The organism is Streptomyces sp. NPDC001410, assembly GCF_042895235.1.
Lineage (GTDB): Bacteria > Actinomycetota > Actinomycetes > Streptomycetales > Streptomycetaceae > Streptomyces.
The window spans coordinates 1-20,464 of record NZ_JBIAWE010000011.1; the positions used below are offsets into that span (position 1 = coordinate 1).

The 20,464-nt window shown below is 70.7% G+C and carries 13 protein-coding genes; 8 read left to right on the forward strand and 5 right to left on the reverse strand.

Annotated elements, in window-relative coordinates:
• The first annotated feature begins 51 nt into the window (after positions 1–51).
• From ACFY3C_RS24280 to ACFY3C_RS24290, 3 genes are all read left to right on the forward strand, one after another.
• Complete coding sequence (locus ACFY3C_RS24280; protein WP_390772203.1) at positions 52–6,051, forward strand: amino acid adenylation domain-containing protein; 6,000 nt, start codon at positions 52–54, stop codon at positions 6,049–6,051.
• 46 nt (positions 6,052–6,097) lie between these two features.
• Complete coding sequence (locus tag ACFY3C_RS24285) at positions 6,098–6,310, forward strand: MbtH family protein (RefSeq protein ID WP_390772204.1); 213 nt, start codon at positions 6,098–6,100, stop codon at positions 6,308–6,310.
• A 268-nt stretch (positions 6,311–6,578) separates the two neighbouring features.
• The gene (locus ACFY3C_RS24290) at positions 6,579–6,959 is read left to right on the forward strand and encodes a winged helix-turn-helix domain-containing protein (RefSeq protein ID WP_386575815.1); all 381 of its coding nucleotides are present in this window, start codon (positions 6,579–6,581) and stop codon (positions 6,957–6,959) included.
• A gap of 120 nt (positions 6,960–7,079) precedes the next feature.
• Here the strand turns inward: ACFY3C_RS24290 and ACFY3C_RS24295 are convergent, their stop codons facing one another.
• The 3 genes from ACFY3C_RS24295 to ACFY3C_RS24305 all read right to left on the reverse strand — a co-directional run bounded on the left by ACFY3C_RS24295 (position 7,080) and on the right by ACFY3C_RS24305 (position 10,216).
• Positions 7,080–8,267: an erythromycin esterase family protein gene (locus tag ACFY3C_RS24295; protein ID WP_390772205.1), complete on the reverse strand. Its 1,188-nt coding sequence runs from the start codon at positions 8,265–8,267 to the stop codon at positions 7,080–7,082.
• A 114-nt stretch (positions 8,268–8,381) separates the two neighbouring features.
• Complete coding sequence (locus tag ACFY3C_RS24300; protein WP_390772206.1) at positions 8,382–9,206, reverse strand: ABC transporter permease; 825 nt, start codon at positions 9,204–9,206, stop codon at positions 8,382–8,384.
• A complete protein-coding gene (locus ACFY3C_RS24305) occupies positions 9,203–10,216 on the reverse strand; it encodes an ATP-binding cassette domain-containing protein (RefSeq protein WP_390772207.1) in 1,014 nt (337 codons plus the stop codon). The genes ACFY3C_RS24300 and ACFY3C_RS24305 overlap by 4 nt, the downstream gene beginning before the upstream one ends.
• A 131-nt stretch (positions 10,217–10,347) precedes the next feature.
• Between ACFY3C_RS24305 and ACFY3C_RS24310 the strand changes: the two genes are divergently transcribed.
• Positions 10,348–11,094: a TioE family transcriptional regulator gene (locus tag ACFY3C_RS24310; protein ID WP_390772208.1), complete on the forward strand. Its 747-nt coding sequence runs from the start codon at positions 10,348–10,350 to the stop codon at positions 11,092–11,094.
• 46 nt (positions 11,095–11,140) lie between these two features.
• Positions 11,141–11,614, forward strand: a complete 474-nt coding sequence (locus ACFY3C_RS24315) for a DUF4231 domain-containing protein (RefSeq protein WP_390772209.1) — start codon at positions 11,141–11,143, stop codon at positions 11,612–11,614.
• A 24-nt stretch (positions 11,615–11,638) separates the two neighbouring features.
• Here the strand turns inward: ACFY3C_RS24315 and ACFY3C_RS24320 are convergent, their stop codons facing one another.
• Positions 11,639–12,661, reverse strand: coding sequence for a translation initiation factor 2 (locus tag ACFY3C_RS24320; protein ID WP_390772210.1), 1,023 nt, complete (start codon positions 12,659–12,661; stop codon positions 11,639–11,641).
• Between the two features lie 242 nt (positions 12,662–12,903).
• Here ACFY3C_RS24320 and ACFY3C_RS24325 point away from each other — a divergent pair, with 242 nt between their 5' ends.
• The 3 genes from ACFY3C_RS24325 to ACFY3C_RS24335 all read left to right on the forward strand — a co-directional run bounded on the left by ACFY3C_RS24325 (position 12,904) and on the right by ACFY3C_RS24335 (position 19,467).
• Positions 12,904–17,187 (forward strand): AAA family ATPase, encoded by a 4,284-nt coding sequence (locus tag ACFY3C_RS24325; protein WP_390772211.1) that lies wholly within the window; start codon positions 12,904–12,906, stop codon positions 17,185–17,187.
• Positions 17,184–18,563 carry an esterase/lipase family protein gene (locus tag ACFY3C_RS24330; RefSeq protein ID WP_390772212.1) on the forward strand — a complete coding sequence of 460 codons (1,380 nt, stop codon included), beginning with the start codon at positions 17,184–17,186 and terminating at the stop codon, positions 18,561–18,563. The genes ACFY3C_RS24325 and ACFY3C_RS24330 overlap by 4 nt, the downstream gene beginning before the upstream one ends.
• 85 nt (positions 18,564–18,648) lie before the next feature.
• A complete protein-coding gene (locus ACFY3C_RS24335) occupies positions 18,649–19,467 on the forward strand; it encodes an SDR family NAD(P)-dependent oxidoreductase (protein ID WP_390772213.1) in 819 nt (272 codons plus the stop codon).
• Here the strand turns inward: ACFY3C_RS24335 and meaB are convergent.
• The gene (meaB, locus tag ACFY3C_RS24340) at positions 19,461–20,462 is read right to left on the reverse strand and encodes a methylmalonyl Co-A mutase-associated GTPase MeaB (protein WP_389169758.1); all 1,002 of its coding nucleotides are present in this window, start codon (positions 20,460–20,462) and stop codon (positions 19,461–19,463) included. The genes ACFY3C_RS24335 and meaB overlap by 7 nt on opposite strands.
• Positions 20,463–20,464: the final 2 nt, after the last annotated feature.

The following is a 20,464-nucleotide window of genomic DNA, read 5'->3' on the forward strand; positions in this document are numbered from 1 at the left end:
AAGCACCCGGATGCGACACCGGCCGTGCTGCGCAGTGCGGTGGAGCAGGCCGTGCTTCTGGAGAAGGAACTCGTCGTCGATCCCGACTGGTTCCTGGGCTGGGCCGACCGTGCCGGAGGAGCGGCTGTCGACGTCCGGGTCAAGGACGGCAGCGCGCACAACGAGTTGACCCGGCACCGCTACGAGGTCGTGCTGCACAAGCCGGGCTCCGCCGATCCGCTGCTTCTGGAGGCCGTTCCCACCGTGGTGTGGGACGGAGACCTGGGCCGCCTCGTCCGCAGCGTCAGCGATCACGACGCGCCGGTCGTACGCATCACCGGTGTCCCGAACGCGCGCCTGTCCAAGGAGGTTGCGGCGGCGCGCGAGCTGGGCCAGGAGGACTCCGTCGCGTCGGAGGTGCCCGCGCTCGACCCGGGCGGTGTTCCCGCGTGGGCCGCCGTGCAGGGATGGGACGCGGTGGTGACGTGGTCGGCGGCCGCGGTCGATCAGGTCGACGTGCTCGTCTTCCGGGACGACCCGGTGGCCGGCCGGATCCTCTCCGGCACGTACCTGCCGGCGGCCGGCGAACGCACCCTGGTCAACGACCCCGTGGCCGCCGGTGCCGTCACCGCGCTGCTGCCCACCTTGCACGCGTACCTGCGGGAGACGCTGCCCGAGTACATGGTGCCGGCCGCGATCGTGCCCATCGGCAGCGTGCCGCTGACCGACAACGGCAAGCCGGACCGGCGCGCGCTGCCCACACCGGACTACTCGGCCGGCAGCAGCGGCCGGGCCCCGTCGACGCCGCAGGAGGAGTCGCTGTGCGCGCTCTTCGCCGCCGTGCTCGGACTCGACCGGGTCGGCGTGGACGACAACTTCTTCACCATCGGCGGGCATTCACTGCTGGCCACCCGACTGGTCAGCCGTATCCGTGCCGTGCACGGTGTGGAGATCCCGATCCGGGTCGTCTTCCAGGCGCCCACGGTCGCCGAGCTGGCGGAACACCTGACGTCCCTGAGCAATGTCCGTCCGCCCCTGCTGCCCCAGGACAGGCCCGAGCGGCTGCCGGTCTCCTTCGCGCAGCAGCGGCTGTGGTTCATCCACCGGTTCGAGGGGCCGTCGGCGACGTACAACGTCTCGCTGGCGCTGCGGATGCAAGGTGACCTCGACACGGCCGCGCTCCGCCAGGCCGTGCACGACGTCGTGGTACGGCACGAGTCGCTGCGCACTGTCTTCGGTGAGGCGGACGGGCAGCCGTACCAGCAGATCCTGGAGCCGACCGCGATCCAGGTGCCCTGGCAGGAACGCGAGGTCACCGAGGCCGAACTCCCCGACGCCCTACGGGAGGCCGCGCGCCTGCCCTTCGACCTGGCGACCGAGATCCCGATCCGGTCCTGGCTGTTCCGGATCAGCGAGCTGGAGTCGGTGTTCCTGATCGGCGCGCACCACATTGCCGCGGACGGCTGGTCTGCTCTCCCGCTCGCGCAGGACCTGACGGCCGCGTACGAGGCCCGCCGGGACGGCCGGACGCCGGAATGGGTGCCGCTTCCGGTGCAGTACGCGGACTACACCCTGTGGCAGCGGAACCTGCTGGGGGACAGTGACACCCCGGAGAGCCTGTACCGGCGCCAGCTGGACTACTGGACCACTCATCTGGCCGACCTGCCCGAGACCATCGACCTGCCCACCGACCGGTCACGGCCCGCGGTGGCGTCGTACGCCGGTGACTTGGTGCCGATCGAACTCGACGAGCAACTCACGGCGGATGTACGGCGGTTGGCCCGGGAGACCGGTGCCACCGTGTCGATGGTGCTGCAGGCGGGCCTGGCCGCGCTGCTCACCAGGCTGGGCGTGGGTACGGACGTGCCCATCGGTTCGCCGATCGCGGGCCGCACCGACGAAGCGCTCAACCGGCTGGTCGGCTTCTTCGTCAACACCTGGGTGCTGCGCGCGGACACCTCCGGCGACCCCGGCTTCGCCGAACTTGTCCGCCGGGTACGGGAGATGAGCCTCGCCGCCTACGACCACCAGGACATCCCGTTCGAGCACCTGGTCGAGGTCCTGAACCCGATGCGGTCGCCGGCCCACCACCCTCTCTTCCAGGTGTGTCTGGCGCTGCAGAACAACGCGCGGCCCGAGTTCGGCCTGCCGGGCCTGAGCGTGTCCGAGGAACCCTTCAGCATGGGCACCTCGCGCTTCGACCTGTTCATCAGCCTCACCGAACGGGACGACGACGGAGCGCGGGCCCGGATCGAGGGCTTCGCCGAGTACGCGACCGAACTGTTCGACGCCGGCACGATCACCACGATGCTCGACCGCTGGCTGCACTTCCTGCGCCAGGTGGTGGCCGCGCCGGAGACGTCCATCGGGGCCGTGGACATCCTGGCCGACGGCGAGCGCGCGGCGCTGACCCGGTGGGGCGGTCAGGGCCGGGACGCCGGGTTCGAGGCCGGCACCGTTCACGAGCGGTTCGCCGCCACGGCCGCCGCGACGCCGGACGCGATCGCGCTGGTCTCCGCGGACGGCACGCACAGCTGGACCTACGCCGAACTGGACCGCTGGTCCAACCGCATCGCCCACCACCTCCGGGCCCGCGGCGCCCAGCCGCACAGCCGCGTGGCGCTGGTGCTCGACCGCTCACCGCTGCTGGTCGCGGCCATCCTCGGGGTGCTGAAGACCGGCGCCGCCTATGTGCCGGTCGACCCCGCCTACCCGCCCGAGCGCATCGAGTTCATGCTCGCCGACCTCGCTCCGGCCGTCACCGTGGACGAGGGTCTCGCCGACGAGGACCTCGACGGGTGTCCGGACTCGTCGCTCGACGCCGACGGCGTGGGGGAGCGCAGTGTCGCGTACGTGATGTTCACGTCCGGCTCCACCGGCCGCCCCAAGGGCGTGGAGGTGACCCACCGGAACGTGGTCGACCTCGCGCTCGACGACTGCTGGGCCACCGGCGCCCACCGCCGCGTCCTGCTCCACTCGCCGCACACGTTCGACGCGTCGACGTACGAGCTGTGGGTGCCGCTGCTCGGCGGCGGCACGGCGGTGGTGGCGCGCGCCGGACGGCCGGACACCGCGGAACTGTCCCGTGTCGTCGTCGAGCGGGCGGTGACCGGACTGTGGCTGACCGCCGGGCTGTTCGCCGTGATGGCCGAGCAGCACCCGGAGTGCTTCACGAACGTCGCCGAGGTGTGGGCGGGCGGTGACGTGCTCTCGCCGACCGCCGTCCGCCGGGTCCTCGGCGCCTGTCCCGGCCTCACCGTGGTCAACGGGTACGGCCCGACGGAGACCACCACGTTCGCCGCCCGGTACCGGGTGTCCTCGGTGGACCGGTGCACCGACCCGCTGCCCATCGGCGAACCCATGGACGGCAGTCGGCTGCTGGTCCTGGACGAGCGGCTGCGGCCGGTGCCGCCCGGAGTGGTGGGTGAGCTGTACATCGGGGGCGACGGAGCGGCCCTCGGGTACGCGGGCCGGCCGGGCCTGACCGGCGAGCGGTTCGTCGCCGACCCGTTCGGGCCGCCCGGGGCGCGCATGTACCGCACGGGTGACCTGGTGCGCTGGAACACGGCCGGGAGCCTTCAGTACGTGGGCCGGGCCGACGACCAGATCAAGCTCCGCGGCTTCCGCGTGGAGCCGGGCGAACTCGAAGCGGTGCTGCGTGAGCGCGAGGGCGTGGCGCACGCGGTGGTCGCCGTACGCCGGGACCGTCTCGGTGAACGCAGCATGGTCGCCTACGTGGTGCCCGACGCGCCCGCCTCCACCGGCCGCGACGCGGTCGAGCAGGTCGGCGAGTGGCGTGAGATCTACGACGAGATGTACGGCGGGACAGCGGTGGACCCGGGCGGGGTCGGCGAGGACTTCACCGGGTGGAACAGCTCCTACACCGGACAGCCCATCCCGCTGCCCGAGATGCGGGCCTGGCGCGAGGCCGTGCTCGGGCGGGTGCGCGCCCTGGGCCCGCGCCGGGTGCTGGAGATCGGCGTCGGCTCGGGCCTGCTGCTCGGACCGCTGGCACCGGAGGCCGAGGAGTACTGGGGCACCGACTTCTCGGCACCCGTCATCGAGCGGCTGCGGGCCCAGGTCGGGGCCGACCGGCGCCTGTCGGACAAGGTGTCGCTGCGCTGCCAGGCGGCCGACGACCCGGACGGCCTGCCGGCCGGGTTCTTCGACACGGTGATCCTCAACTCGGTCGTGCAGTACTTCCCGGACGCCGACTACCTCACCCGGGTGCTCGACCTCGCGATGGACCGGCTCGCGCCCGGCGGACGCATCGTGATCGGCGACGTCCGCAACTACCGCACCCTGCGGATGTTCAGCGCCGCGGTGCACCGCTCCCGGCAACCGGACGACGGCCCGGCCGTCGTGCGGGCCGCCGTCGAACGCGCGGTGCTGGGCGAGAAGGAACTGGTCGTCGACCCGGGCTACTTCACCCGCTGGGCCTCGGCACGTCCGGAGGCCGTCGCCGCCGACATCCGCCTCAAGCAGGGCAGCCACCACAACGAGCTGACCCGCCATCGCTACGAGGTCGTGCTGCACAAGGAGCCCACCCGCTCGCTGCACCTGGCGGACCTGCCCACGGCGGTCTGGGGAGCGGACGTGCGTGAACTGGCCGATGTGGAGACCGCGCTGGCCCGGCACGGGGGCCAACTGCGCCTTACCCGCGTCCCCAACGCCAGGCTGGCGGGCGAAGCCGCCGAGTGGGGCGCCCCGGCGGAGACGGGGGGCACGCTCGACCCCGCCGAGCTGGAGGCGTGGGGCACGGCACGCGGGCTCGCGGTGTACTGCACCTGGTCGGCGCAGGCGGCGGACTGCTTCGAGGCGGTCGTCCTGCCCGACGTCGACGCCCGGTGCTGCGACGGCGTGTACCGGCCCGCCGACGCCCCCTCGTCCCCTCTGGTGAACGTGCCCGCGGTCTCCCGTCGCGTGTCCCGGCTGCCTTCGCGGCTGCGGGAGGAACTCGCGGGTCGACTCCCGGAGTTCATGATGCCCGGCGAGATCGTCGTCCTCGACCGGCTGCCGCTCACCGAGAACGGGAAGGTGGACCGCGCCGCGCTGCCCGAGCCCGACCCGACCGGTGGCGACTACCGCGCGCCGCGCACACCGCGTGAGGAGGAACTCGCCGGACTCTTCGCCGAGGTACTCGGCCTGGACCGGATCGGCATCGACGACGACTTCTTCGCCTGCGGCGGCCACTCCCTGCGGCTGACCCGTCTGGTCTGGCAGATCCACGAGAAGCTGGGCATGGACGTGCCGATCCGGACGGTGTTCCAGTACCCCACGGTGGCCGAACTGGCGGAACAGCTGTCCGCGGACACGGAGGTGGGCTTCGAGGACCCGTTCGCCGTGCTGCTGCCCATCCGCACGGAGGGGGAGAAGCCCCCGCTGTGGTGGCTGCACCCCGGGGGCGGGCTCAGCTGGCCCTACCTGGGCTTCGCCCGGCACATCGACCCGCCCTGGCCGCTCTACGGCATCCAGGCGCGCGGCTTCGACGGGACCACACCGCCGGCGAACTCCATCGAGGAGATGGTCCACGACTACGTGGGCCAGGTGCTGGAGATCCAGCCGAGCGGCCCCTACCACCTGCTCGGCTGGTCCTTCGGCGGCACCCTGGCCCATGCCATGGCGGCGGAACTGCAGCGCCGCGGACACGAGGTGGCGCTCCTCGCGCTGCTGGACGCCGCACCCTCCAGCCACTTCGCCGATCTCGAAGCCCTCGACGAGGCCATGGTGCGCCGATTCCTGGCCAATTACATGGGCCATCTGGCCGGAATGGAGGAATATCCGACCCTGGTCGCCACGGCCTCCTCCATCTTCGTCGGCGAGATGGAGCAGATGCGCCGGTTCACCTCACCGCGGTACCACGGCGACGTGGTCTTCTTCAACGCACTCCTCGACCCGGAGACCCACGACAAGCGACAGCTGGAGGAGGAACTCGAGGTGCTGTGGCAGGAGTTCGTCGACGGCCGAATCCAGCGCTTTGACATCTCCTGCGCTCACAACGAAATGTACTGGCCGCGTAACGCGGCTGAAATCTGTCGTGTCATCAACCAGATTCTGCGCGCGGCGCGGTGATCTGGGTCAAACCCTTGACCGTTGGAACGATACCTGGAGGATTAGGGTGAGTATCAACCCGTTCGACGACGAGAATGGCCAGTTCTACGTACTGGTCAACGACGAGGACCAGCACTCGCTGTGGCCCGCCTTTTCCCAGGTGCCGGCCGGCTGGCGCATTGTCTTCGGTCCGGCGGGACGGGCGGAGAGCGTCGCCTACGTGGAGGAGAGCTGGACCGACATGCGGCCCCGCAGTCTCCGGGAGGCGATGAACCGGTAGGTCGCGCGCCGTGGTGAAAGGCGCACGCTCGGGGCGGGCCGGAACGGATCGGTACCGCCTCCCGGTTGCAGGCCGAACAACCTAACATGGCATAGAGGCATGGACCTGACCCATCCATGAGCGTCTCAACGGGGAGGCTTGTGCTGTGGCTGGCACAAACAGCGACGTAATGTTCGTCCGATGGCCGGCACAAACGGATCTGCGGAATCGATGCAGGAGGGAGGGTGTGCCCCGTCTTCTCGTCGTGGAGGGAGGCGCACGCCCTCCCGTGTGCAACGACCCGTTCGAGGACTGGGTGCGTGCGCCCATATCCCGAGAGGATTTGGACGCCCGCGTCAAGGCGTTACAGAACCGGCTCGACAGCCGTCAGGTTCCGACTCTGGATTCGGCCGGAACGCTGTGTTTCGGACCGCATTCGATCACCATTTCGAATGCGCAGACCGAATTGATGGAGCTGCTGATCGAGCACTTCGGTGAGGTCGTGTACCGGCACGAACTCACCCAGCGGCTCGCCGACCGGGTGCCGATGCCCACGAGAAACTCGCTCGACCTGCACATCATGCGGCTCCGCCGCCGCCTGTCCCCGATCGACCTGGTCATCCGGACCGCGTGGGGACGCGGCTATGTGCTGGAGAACGCGGCCGCCTGAAGGCGTGCGCAGCCAAGACACCGCGTGCCGCAGCCGGGCCACGCGGTGTCGAGCCGGGAGAACATCACCAAGGTGCCGGCGGGCGCCCCGACGGATCCGTCGGCGCGATGCCGTGACCGATCACGAAGTGACTGCCGGCACGGGCAGGAGTGCGTCCTGCGACTGCTTGCCGGCGGCCGTACCGTCGCTGATGTGCAGGACCGCGTCGGCTCCTTCGAGGATCGTCCGGTCGAGCGGGCGGTAGCCCTGCTGCGGGGCGATGTCGGTCCGCGTGCGGGCGGGAGCGTCCGTGACGTCCGTCGCCAGATCCCAGGCGGTGGTACCGCTCTGCAGCAGCCCCTCGTAGGTGTCGGGCTCGGGATCCAGGAGCCCGAGAGCCTCGCTGCGGCCCAGGCTGCCGGCGACGAAGCCGTACTGCTCGCCCATCAGGGGCCCCAGGACGGTGCCGGCGCCGTGCCAGTTGAGGTCCAGGTCCGCCTGGCACCAGCTGCTCGGACTGCGCTGGAAGTGGAGGTTGTGGCCGAAGGCCAGGGTCGGGCCCCGCCGTGCCTCGGCGCTGCGCACGTCGAGGAGGCTCTGGGCGATGAGCGAGTCCCGGGTGGCGAGCAGGCGGGAGATCCGTGCGGCGTGGTCGAGGCTCTGCGCACACTGCCTGTGGTACCGCAGCAGGCCGAGGCCTGCGGTCAGGTGCGTCCTCGCCCTGAGCCACTCGGCATGCGAGTCCGCCCCGGCCGGATCCGGCTCGCGTGCCTGCAGCAGAGTGAGCATGGCGTCGGCGATCGAGCGCGCCTGCTCGGCCTCGGTCGTGGCACCGAGCGACATGGCCGGGTCCATGACCGCCTCCGTGCGGCTCCAGCCCTCGTCGTCGCCGAGGAGGTCCGCGAGGTCGACGCCGAGTTGCAGGTAGTCCCGGGTGTGTTCGAGATAGCGCCGGGGGCTCGGGGCGCTGTGGTTCTCCGTCGGGGTGTCGAAGCCGTGGAACGCCAGGCGCTCCTGCGGCGGCCGGTTCTGGTTGTAGCTGCGCATCCAGGCGATCAGCTGCCGGTTGGGCTCCTGGTCCCCGAAGCCGTGGGAGAAGCCCTCACGCATCACCGCGTCGAGGCATCCGGCTCTCCCCTGGACGAAGTCGTTCACGGCGAGCCCGGCCACGCGGTCGGTCTCGAGGGCGATCGACCGGAAGCCGCGGTCGACCAGCTGGACGAACAGCTCGTTGCGGACCCACCCGAAGGCGGGCTCCTGGTGGGTCGGCTCACCGAGCGCCAGCAGATCACATGAGGCCACGGTGAGGTCGTGCAGGTTCTTTCTCATGTGTCTCAATTGAACCATTGCAAGACCGGTTGAGACTTCCCGAGGCTCTGGCGTCTGAACTGGGCTCAGTTGCGTTGGAAAGTCTCAAACCGGTGATCAATCGGGGTCCAGGGATCAGCGGGAGCTTGATGCGTACTTGCGCACCGAGAGCGGGGCGAAGACCACGATCAGGCCGATCGACCACGCCACCGTCTGCAGGACGTAGCTGCCCGCCGGGCCGCCGCTGAACAGGGCGCGCAGCGCGTTGACGGCCGCGGTCATGGGGCTGTGGGCGGCATAGGCCTGGAGCCATCCCGGCATCGTGCTGGTCGGCACGAACGCCGAGGAGATCAGAGTGAACGGGAAGATCCACACGGCACCGGCCGCCTGGGCGGCCTCCGCATTGGGCACCGACAGACCGATGAAGGCGCCGAACCAGGAGACGGCGTAGCCGAACAGCAGCAACAGCAGCATGCCGCCCAGCGCCGGGAAGAACCCGCCCAAAAAGCGGAATCCGACGAGCAGGCCGATGAGCACCGTCACGGCCACGGTGACGGCGTTGCGGAAGATCTCCGACACCGTACGGCCGACGAGCACGGCGGAGCGGCTCATCGGCATCGAACGGAAGCGGTCCATCAGACCCTCGCGCATTTCCGTGGCGATGCCGATGGTGGTGCCGGCGGCCGAACCGTAGAGCGCCATCTGGACGAAGATGCCGGGGAGCAGGAACTGGGCGTACCGTCCGCCCCCGATGTTGATCGCGCCGCCGAAGACGTACGTGAACAGCAGGATGAACATGACCGGTTGGAGGAGCGAGAAGCTCACCAGCTCGGGGCTGCGCAAGGTGTGCCGGATGTTCCGCAGCGTCATCTCCCACACGTCGGACAACCACCAGAAGACTCCGCTGCGCGGCTTCGTGCCGGCTTTGCCGCTGTGCAAGGTCAGGGTCGTGGACGTCATGACCGCTCGTTGTCCTTCCCGCTGCTTTGCCGGTCGGCCCCGTGCTCGGCGGCATGACCGGTCACGGCATGACCAGTGACCGCATGACCGGTCACGGCGAGGAACACGTCGTCGAGTGTGGGGCGGCGCAGCGCCACGTTGCCGATCGCGACACCGGAGTCCCTGAGCAGATGCAGGAGATCGGGCAGAGTGCCGCCGTCGGCCAGCGGCGCGTGGACCACCAGCGTCTCCGGGTCGGCGGTCGGCTCGATGCCCAGCCGCTCCCGCAGGAGTCTCGTGGTCTCGTCGAGCGCGGCGCCGTCGATGAGGGTGATGCCGACCCAGTCCTGGCCCACCTGCGCCTTCAGCTCGTCCGGGGTGCCGCCGGCGATGACCTTGCCCTGGTCGATCACCGACAGCGAGTCGGCGAGATGGTCGGCCTCCTCCAGGTACTGCGTCGTGAGCAGCACGGTGGTGCCCTCCGCGACCAGCTCGCGCACCATCTGCCACACCGCCAGGCGGCTGCGCGGGTCCAGGCCGGTGGTCGGTTCGTCGAGGAAGATGAGTCTGGGGCGCGCCATGAGGCTCGCGGCGAGGTCGAGTCGGCGGCGCATCCCGCCCGAGTACGTCTTCGTCTGCCGGTCGGCCGCCCGGCCCAGGTCGAAGCGCTCCAGCAGCTCGCTCGCCCGCGCCCTGCTGTCGGACTTGGACAGCCGGAACAGCCTGCCGATCATGTGCAGGTTCTCGCGCCCGGTCAGTAACTGGTCCACCGCGGCGTACTGCCCGGTGAGTCCGATGATGGCCCGTACTCTTCCTGGGTCGCTGCGCACATCGATGCCGAACACCTCGGCCGTTCCGTCGTCCGGGCTGATCAGGGTGCTCAGGAGGCGGACCGTGGTCGTCTTGCCCGCGCCGTTGGGGCCGAGCAGACCGTGTACGGTGCCCTCCGGCACGGTGAGTTCAAGGTGGTCGAGTGCCATCACCGAGCCGAAGCTCTTGCACAGTCCAGCCACTTCGATCGCTGCCGGCATTTACCGGATTTCCTTTCCGAGCTGTGGCGATTCCCGAACTTCCCTGCTCCTGAAGTTCAAGCGTATACCTGCAATCCCGGTGGAAACTTTGAAAGAAAAGCCGCTGGAACAGTGCGCTAAAGTCTCAAACCATGGATCACCTGCGTCCCACCGATCTGGCCCGTGAGCACGGCATCTCGACCCAGGCGGTCCGCAACTACGAGCGGGACGGGTGCATCCCGCTCGCCGACCGCACCCCGTCCGGCTACCGCGTCTACTCCGAGACGCACGCGGCCGCCCTGCGCGCCTATCTGGCGCTTGTCCCGGCGCACGGATACGCCGTGAGCGGGCAGATCATGCGGGCGCTCAACACGGGCGAACTCGACGCCGCGCTCACGGCCGTCGACCGCAGCCATGCCCAACTGCTGCGCGACCGGGGAACACTGGACGCGGTCGGACAGGCCGTCGCCCACCTGACCACCAGCCCCGAAACCGCCGCGCACGCACCGGTGAGCAGCGAGACCTTCAGCATCGGCGAACTGGCCCACCGCCTGGGCGTCACCGCGGCGACCCTCCGCAACTGGGAAGCGGCGGGCATCCTCGCCCCCGACCGCGCACCGGTCACCGGCCACCGCGCGTACGGTGCCCCCGAGATCCGCGACGCGGAACTGGCCCACCTCCTCAGGCGCGGCGGCTACCAACTGGACCAGATCGCCACCGTGGTCCAGCAGATCCGCACCGCCGGCGGCACCCAGGCACTGTCCGCCGCCCTCGACGACTGGCGGCAACGCCTCACCGTCCGAGGCGTGGCGATGCTCAACGCCTCCGTCCAACTCGCCCGGTACGTAGCCCTGCTCGACATCACCCCGCCCCAGCAGCAGGCGTCGCACCGTCAGTGAGAATGGGCCCTGTTCGCGCGGTGACATGGAGAGGGCAGGGGGACGCATGGCCGAGGACGTCGAGGAGACCGTGACGGAAACCGAGCAGCGGGCAGCGGCCGAGCAGCGGGCAGCGGCCGAGCAGCAGGCGGCGGCCGAGCCCCTGCCCGAGCCCCTCGTCAAGGAGATGGACAGGGAGATGCGCAGGTGGCGGATCGCCACCTTCAACTACGGGGTCACCTACTACCTCAGCCGCATCCTGCTCATCATCGCCAGCGCCATCGTGGCCGCCGACCAGAACCTCGGCGGCGGCCACGGGAGTTGGCTGATCACCTGGGTGCCCGCGCTGGCACTGGTCGTCGCGGTGATGACGGCCGTGGACACCTGGCTGAAGCCCCAGCAGAAGTGGCGTGGGTTCATGGAGTCCCGGGACGCGCTGGCGGACCTGAGGATCCAGGCGGGCGGCGGCATGCCGGCCGACGAGGTGCGCGCGAAGTTCCTGGAGCTGCGCCGGCAGCACCGGGAGCGGAACGTCTTCTGACGCGCCGCCCCCGGCGCGGCGGCGCTACTGACGGGCGGCGGGCGTCGCGAGCCGTTCCACCGCCCGGCGCTCGGCGGCCTCGACGTCCAGCCGGCCCGACCGGTTGCCGCCGCGGGCGACGACGGCCGCGCGGACCAGGGCCAGGTAGAAGAGGGCGGGCCCGCACGGGGTCCACTCCTCGGGCTCCTTGCGCAGAATGAAGTCGAGCACGCTGTCGGGGTCGGCCGGGACGAAGTCGAACCGGTCGTGCTCCCACTTGTCCTCGATCCCGCGGCTGCGGCGGGCCACGAGGGTGTCGGCCGTCAGGTCCGGGAGCACGGCCCGGTAGAAGGCCGCCCACTGGTGGTTGCGCACGTCGAGCGCGAAGGCGAGCAGTTCCAGCTCGACCTCGTCCTCGTCCTGGACGGCGAGTTCCTCCCGCAGCGCGCGGCGCGCCACGGCGTGCAGGCTGATCGGGGAGCCGTCCTCGGGGACGTCGTGGATGGCGGCGAGCCCCTCGTTGACCGAGGAGTTCCAGCGCACCTTGTTGTGGCCCTCGACCTGAACGCTGCGCCGCGCGAAGACCATCTTCCGGTCGGGTCCCGTCTCCACCGCCACGTTGATGCCGAAGCTGCAGGAGAGGAACGCGGGAGCGGTCACCGGGTCGGCGTTCTCCAGGTACTGGGAGCGCAGGGTGGCGGACTCCCCCTCGCGCAGCGGCTCGTCGAGGTTGACGGACGTGGCGATGAAGTCGTAGTAGTCCGCGTCGCACAGGCTCATCCGCACCAGGGGCTCTTCGGTCTCGTCGCTCCGCGAGGTGATGATGCTTTCGACGGCGAAACGAGGGTTGTTCCACGCGTACGGCTCACCCGCCGCCTGCCGGCGCTGCATCTCCGCCTCGATGTCCTCCCGCCACCGCTGGACCTCGACGGGGAGTTCCACGCGGCGGAGCCCCGGTTCGTAAATGATCTGCACATTCTCCTTCGGGATCGGACGGGTGCCGTCTCCCTCGAAGATGTGACAGTCCGTGACGAAATTCCCGATGACCATGCGGTCGCGCGATTCCACGAGTTCTCCCCCATGTCGAGTAGCGTGAGCGGCGCACCTTGTCAGGTGTGAGACGTCAGGCTTCCACAAATCGTCCTGCCACGCGGCACGGACGGGTGGCTGAACTCTTTGGAGGGGGAGTTCGGTTGGACCGGGGTCAGAAGCGTGACGGTGTGGTCGCCACTGTTGTTGTCGACACATACCGGGGTGACGCACGGCGGGTCAGGGACCGTGCCCAGCTACGGAAGACGGCCTCTCGCTTCGTGGAACAGGCCGCACGGCTCGGTTTTGATGCTCCGTCACTGGCCGTCACCAGTGCGGGGAGGAACGGCGGGGCCGAACCGTCCGCAGGACGTGCGCAGATCCGCGACCTGGTGCGGCGGCTGAGGCAGCAGGCGGTGGACAGGAAGATCCTCTACTGGACCGGGCACGGCGAAGTCGTGTCGGGCGCCTTCTACCTCGCCTGCGAAGACAGCTACCAGGAGGGGGAGTTCGATCCCGGCCGGGCGGTCTCGGCCGAGGAACTCGTCTCCTGGCTCGCCGAGGACCCCACGGACACCCTGCTCGTCCTGGACGCCTGCTTCTCGGGCGAGGCGGTGCGCGAGGTCAGTCACCACGTCAAGGACGCACGGCTGAGCGCCGGCGTCGACGACGCGGAGGTCGGATTCGCCGTCGTCGCGACCGCCGGATCACGGCAGGAGGCGCTGGAGGGACACTGGGTCGACTGCCTGGAGGAGGTCCTGTCGACTCCGGAACAGATCATCGACGACAGCGCACGGATCTTCCATCGCGAGAACGAGTACGTCCCCTTCCAGCAGCTGATGAGCGCGGTCCGGAGCCGGACCGGGGAACAGGTCCCCTTCTGGCAGGAGCCGCAGACACTGCGCGCCTGGTTCCTGCCCAACCCGCACTGGTCCCCGCGGGCGCGCTCCGCGCTGCGCCCGGAGGACGACCGGTCCTGGATCGGTACGGAACTCGCCGGCGAGGAACTGCCGGTCTTCTCCGGCTCGGGCGAGAGCTGGCACCTGCGGGACTTCGCCTCCCGGCACCGTGTCCTCGCCGATCTCGTCAACTGGCTGCGCACCCGGGAAACCGGGATGCTCACGGTGACGGGGGCGTCCGGCGCGGGCAAGTCGACGCTCCTCGCGTACGTGGCGCACCTGACCGTCGAGCACTTCGTGGCCTCCCTGCCCGCGGACCGGCGCCCCCGGGTGCTGCCCGAACTCCGCTCGGTCAACGCCGCGCTCCACTGCCGCGGCCGGACCCTGTCGACGCTCTGCGAGGAACTGGCACGAGGCCTCACCCCACTCGGACTGGACACGACACAGATCAGGCCGGGATCACCGCACAGCCTCGTCCGGCAGGTCGAGGCGCTGGCGGACCGCAAGGGAAGTCTCACCCTGATGTTCGACGGGCTCGACGAGGCGGCCGCGGGGCACTCCTTCGACCTCGCCCGGGGGCTGCTCAACCCGCTGGCGGCCCTGCCTGGCGTACGCGTGGTGGTCGCCACCCGGCCCAACGCCCGCCGCCGTCTTCCGGGCGAGCTGCGCGCCGAGACCCTGCTGGACGTGTTGCACACCACCACCCTGCTGGAGCTGGACCGCAAGGACGAGACCGAGCAGGACATCGCCCGGCACGTCGAACGGCTGCTCGCCGAGGGGAACTCCCCCTACGCGCTGCCGCACGCCGCGCAGCAACGCGGCGCCGTCGCCCGGCAGATCGCGGCCGGCAGCAACGGCCTCTTCCTCGTGGCCACCCTGTGGGCACGGCACGTCGCCAAGCGGCCGGTGCCGTCCGACGCCGACCAGGTGCGCAGGGAGTTGCGGCAGGGGACGTCCGTCCTGGACGCCCTGCTGGCCGAGGAGCTGTTACGCCTCGACCCGCAGGACACCGCCCGGGTCCGGGACTTCATGACCGCCCTCGCACTGGCCCAGGGAGTCGGACTGCCCCAGCCCAGGGTGTGGCTGGCCGTGACCAACGCGGTACGCGCGCCGGAGAGCAGGGAGTACGGGGAGCCGGACCTGCGTGACGTGATCCGCCGGGCCACCGGCGTGACGATCGCGAAGGACGTCGAGGCGGGCGAGGAGGTCTACCGCCTCCACCACCCCAGCTTCGGCGCCCACCTGCTCGGCGACGAGCTGCGGCAGCGGGAACAGCACCGAGCAATCCACCGGGCCCTGACCCCGCGCCGCGGCGAGGACTGGCGGACCGCGGAGCAGTACGTGAAGCGCCACCTCACCGCACATGCCGCCCTGGGCGGGGACGACCTCCTGGAGGAACTGGTGGGCGACTGTCACTTCCTGGTGGCCGCCTCGCCCGACGTCCTCGAACCCCTGGTCGCCGCCCGGCTCACGACCACCCCGCACAGCGCGCTCTATCTGGGCGTCGCCGGCCACTTCCGCCGGCACGAGGCGGAGGAGGGCAGGTGGGCGATGCTCCGGGCCACCGCGCTGGCCATGTTCTCCCGGGAATTCCTCACCGCCGTGCCGAAGCCGTCGTCGGTGTTCTGGGACGACGTGTGGAGCAGCGCCGTACGGCTTCCGCTGCACAGGAGCTGGCCCGCCCCGCCGGGCGGGGCGCTCGCCGTGCACTGGGAGGCGCACGGCGACGGGATCATCCATGCGTCGGGCGCCGGTGAGGTCAAGTCCTGGACCACGGAGGGACACGAGATCCGGGGCAGGGACACCGGTCCGGCCACCTGGAGCGCCCCTCCGCGGCAGCGGGGCGTGACGGCGTCGGGCCGGGGCGACAGCCGGGTGGTCGCCACCGTGGACCGCCGGTGCGTGCGGATGTGGCACGGCAACGGCAGGTACCCGGTGGAGGAGCTGTACTGGGGCGGGACTCCGGGCACGGTCGACTCGGCGCGCTGGGGCAGCGAGGTCCTCCTCGCCACGGTCGACGGTGACCGCGTGTGGCTGTGGCGGTGGGACAGCACCAGGGAGTACTCCCGGGACGAACTCCGTACGCACACCGTCCGCGTGCCGGCCCTCTGCGCCTGTCTCCTGGTGGTGGCCGAGAGGGCAGCGGTGATCACCGGGGGCCCGGCGGGGGTGAAGGTCTGGGAGCTGCCCGGCCGGAAGACGATGAAGGAGCCGCTGCGTCAGGTCCGGTCACTGGGGGACGGCATCGAGCAGGTCGTCGCGGTGTCGGCGCTGGCCCTGCCGGACGGTACCGGAGCCGGGGCGGTGATCGGGGCACTGGACGGCCATACGCTCCACACCTGGCGGATGGACGACCTCTTCCAGGGAGAGGCACGCCCGCTGTACGGCCCCGGACTCGCGAGCGCCGGCCGGGCCGTGACCGTCGGACGGGGCCCGCGTGGACTGCTGACAGCGGTGGGGGAGGACGCCGCGGTCCGCGTCTGGGACGAGAAGGGCGCGGAACAGGTCTCGTTGCCGTGCGATCACGATCACCAGTCCCTGGCCTTCGACCCTTCGGGAACAGGGCGACTCGCGGTGGCGGACGAAACGCGCATCCGTGTCTGGGAGCCGCATGATCTGCCGGCCGACGGCGAAGTGGCGGACGCCCGCCACACCGGCGGGAGAGCGGTCGGCAGGACACGGCTACGGGTGACGGACCCAGGACCCGACGGAACCCTGCTGCTGAGCCGCTCGCAGGGCTCCGACGTGATGGTCAGCCCGCACTCCTCCGACGGGCAGGCAGGCGAGGCGCTCCGGCTCGCGCACCCCGCGAGGGTGGAGGCGCTGGCCGCGACGAGGATCGGTGACCGCTGGCTGACCGCGGCGGTCGGACGCAGGCAGGTTCTGCTCTGGACGCTCGGGCCGGGACTGAGACTGCTGCGGACCGAGACCTTCGCCCTACCGGGACCGGAGGACCGGCCGGTGCCTTCCCTGGCTCTTGGGGCCACCGGAACCGGTCGGCTGCGGCTGCTGTGGCCGTCCGGGCAGAGCGTGGTCACCTGGGAACGCGAGCTGGGGGACCCCGGCGCCTGGAGCGAAGGGCGGACGTTCTGGATGGGAGCCGCCGGCGCCGTGCAGCGGCTCGAAGTGGTCGGGCCTGGCTCGGGTCCCTCGTGGCTGTCGGCCTGGGGCGGCAACGCGGTCCGGGTCTGGGACCTCACGGAGCCCGGCGCGAAGCCGCAGCCGGTCAGCGTCATCCGGGCGAAGGCAGTGGCCACGGGCCTGCTGCAGCGCACGAACACGCCGGTTCCGCTGATCGCCTTCACCACCGGGGAGACGGTGAAGTTCGCCGAGTGCGACGGAGGGTACGCCGTGTCGACCGTCCTGCCGCGGCAGTCCGGGGGAGCACTCGACGGTGTCGCTCTGGCGGGTCCGGCGCAGCGGCCCCTGCTCGTGGGCTGGAGCCGGAACTCCGGCCGCCTCAGGCTCTGGGACGTCAGGCGGGAGAAGGCGCTGGACCCCATGGAATCGCGCGGGTACGACGTGACGGGCGTGGACTCCGCCTTCGACAGCCGCGGCATCACCCTCATGATCCAGGGCATCGCGCAGAACAGCGTCCGCTGCGACCAGCTGTTCGTGCCCTGGCCGGTCGGATCCCCGATAAGAGACAAGGAGCGCGTTCTTTGAAGGACGATCTGGTGGTTCTCGTCCCCGGCATCATGGGCACGGCCCTGACCCGGAACGGAGCCGACATCTGGGACCTGACCCCGGAGGCCATGAGCGGGCTCTTCCGGCCCGGACGAACGAGAGACATGCTCAAACTCCCCAAGGGCATCGGGGACGAGGACCCGGAGCCGCCGCACGCCCTGGAACTGGGCGGTGTGATCCGCGGGCCGCGTCTCCTTCCGGGACTGGTCTCCAACATGGAGTACCCGGACCTGCGCGAACTGCTCGGCATCGAGCAGGAGAGATTCGTGGAATTCGCCTACGACTGGCGTCTGAGCAACCGCAATTCGGCCGAGAAGCTCAAGCTCTTCGTCCAGGAACGGCTGACCCGATGGCAGGAGACGGCCGACCCCAGACGGTCTCCGCGGGCCAAGGACGCGAAGGTGATCTTTCTGTGCCGTTCCATGGGCGGTCTGGTGGTGCGGTACTACACCGAGGTGCTCGGGGGATGGGAGCAGACCCGGTCGGTCGCCACGCTGGGCACACCCTTCTCGGGGAGCGTCAAGGCGCTGCGGTTCCTGACCGGCCGGGTGCGGTGGGTGCCGAGCCCGTTCCGCGAGTGGATCCACGAGGTCTGCTCGACCTACCCCTCGCTCGGCCAGCTCATCCCCACCTACCGGGTGGTGGTCGACCGTCAGGAGGGCAGGTCCCGGCTGCGGGGGCAACCGGTCGAGGGCGTGGAGACGCGGACGATCGACGACTCCTTCGCCTTCTTCCAGGAGGTGCAGGACGCCATCGAGGAGAACGACGCCGTACACGGCCTGAGGCGCTACACGCTGGTCCCGCTCGGGGGCGACAAGCACCGCACCGACCAGGCGCTCTCCCTCTCTTCGGACGGCAGGCCGAAGTTCCATCAGGACTTCTCGGACTCCGGTGATCCGGAAGACCAGGGTCTGCCGCTCTTCGGCGACGGCACGGTGGCGCACATCGCCCAGATCCCGCCCGAGTGGTCCGACACCGGTCAGGCGGTGTGGCTCGACAGCAGGCACGCAGACCTCATCAACTCCGAGCACGCCCTCAAGCAGCTCAGGCGCGTCTGCGACGGCCTCGAACCGGCCGGGGTGCTGAGCACCGGGGAGCCCGTCGGCGTCGAGTTTCCCGACTTCGCCCGGGCCGGCGAGCCCTTCGAGGTGTGGGCGACGAACGCCGACACCGCGATGGGGCTGCGGGTCCGCCGCCTCGGCTCGGACGGCAGGCCCGTGGCGGACGAGGCGATGCGGCCGTGCGGAGACGGGGACTTCCACGCCGAACTGCGTGCCGAACCGGGCCGGTGGACCCTGGAGGTCTACTCGAAGGCTGTCGAGTACTCGTGCCGGGACGTGCTGTTGGTCGTCTAGCCGTACCTGCCCGACCTCCGCATGATCCACGGACAGGCCCTAGGCTCGGATGCCGTTGGTGATCTCGACGGAGGGCTGAACTGCGGTGTCGGACAAGCGCGTTGTCATCGTGACCGGCGGAGGTACGGGCATGGGGGAGGCCACCGCCCGGCTGCTGTGCGAGCAGGGCCACCAGGTGGTCGTCTCCGGCCGGCGGACCGAACCCCTGCGGCGCGTCGAGCGCGAGACCGGAGCCCTCGCGCACCCCTGCGACGCCGGGGACCCCGAAGCGGCAGAGAGTCTCGTCCAGGCGGCCCTGGCCGCGTACGGACGGCTCGACGGGCTGGTGCTCAACGCGGGCATCGGGCGCGGCGGAGCCGTGGGCGACCTGTCCCTGGCGGACTGGGACGAGGTCATGCGCACCAACGTCACCGGTCCGCTGCTCCTGCTGCGCGCCGCGATCCCGCACCTGCTGGAGAGCAAGGGCGCAGTGGTCGGCGTCGCCTCGGTCTCCGCACTGCGCAACGGCACGAGCAACGCCCCGTACGCCACCTCCAAGGCGGCCCTGCTCCAGCTCTGCCGTTCCGTCGCCGTCGACTACGGGCGGCAGGGGGTGCGGGCCAACATCGTGTGCCCCAGCTGGGTACGGACCGAGATGGCCGACCGGCGCATGGCGCGCTTCGCCGAGGAGGCGGACCTGGGCGACGGGAGCCTGGATGCCGCCTACGAGGAGGCGACCAGGCTGCTGCCCATGGGACGGCCCGGAGAGCCGCGGGAGATCGCGGAGGCCATCAGCTGGCTGTTGTCCCCGGCGGCTTCGTACGTCAACGGCGCCGTGCTCACCGTCGACGGCGGCGCGACGGCCCTGGACCCAGGGACACACGCCTTCGACTTCCACATCGCGCCGCGCGATCTCCGTCAGTGAGCTGCGGAACCCGGCCCTTCCTCGAACGCGGCCAGAATGCGTTCCGCCGCCAGGGTCGCCGTCAACGTGCCGTCCCTGACCTGCTGTTCGAGGGCGGGGGCGGCCGCGCGTACCGCGGGGTGTGCGTGCAGGCGGCCCAGGAGTTCGTCGCGGACCATCGACCAGCTCCAGTCGACCTGCTGGTCCCGCCGCTTGGCGGTGAGCCGGCCGGTGGAGTCGAGGAGCGTGCGGTGCTGTTCCAGCCGCTCCCACACCACGTCCAGGCCGGCGGACTCACGGGCGCTGCAGCTCAGCACCGGCGGGGTCCAGAACGCGTCCTTGCCGTGCATCAGCCTGAGAGCGCCCGCCAACTCCCGTGCCGCCGCACGCGCGTCACGCTCGTGCGGGCCGTCCGCCTTGTTGACGGCGATGACGTCGGCCAGTTCCAGGACGCCCTTCTTGATGCCCTGGAGCTGGTCGCCGGTGCGGGCCAGCGTGAGCAGCAGGAACGAGTCGACCATGTCGGCGACCGCGGTCTCGGACTGGCCGACGCCGACGGTCTCGACGAGGATCACGTCGTAGCCCGCGGCCTCCATGACCACCATCGACTCGCGCGTCGCCTTCGCGACCCCGCCCAGCGTGCCCGCGCTGGGGGAGGGGCGTACGAAGGCGTTCGGGTCCACCGCCAGGCGTTCCATGCGGGTCTTGTCACCGAGGATCGAGCCGCCGGTCCGGGTGGAGGACGGGTCCACGGCGAGTACGGCCACCCGGTGGCCCAGCGAGGTCAGCAGCGTGCCGAACGCGTCGATGAACGTCGACTTGCCCACGCCCGGCACCCCGCTGATGCCGATCCGCCGCGCCCGGCCGCTGTGCGGGAGCAGCTCGGTGAGCAACTCCTGCGCCAGCGCCCGGTGCTGGGGGCGGGTGGACTCGACGAGCGTGATGGCGCGGGCCACCAGGGCCCGCTTCCCGTCGAGCACACCCTTCACATACGTGTCGAGATCGATCGCTGCCATGC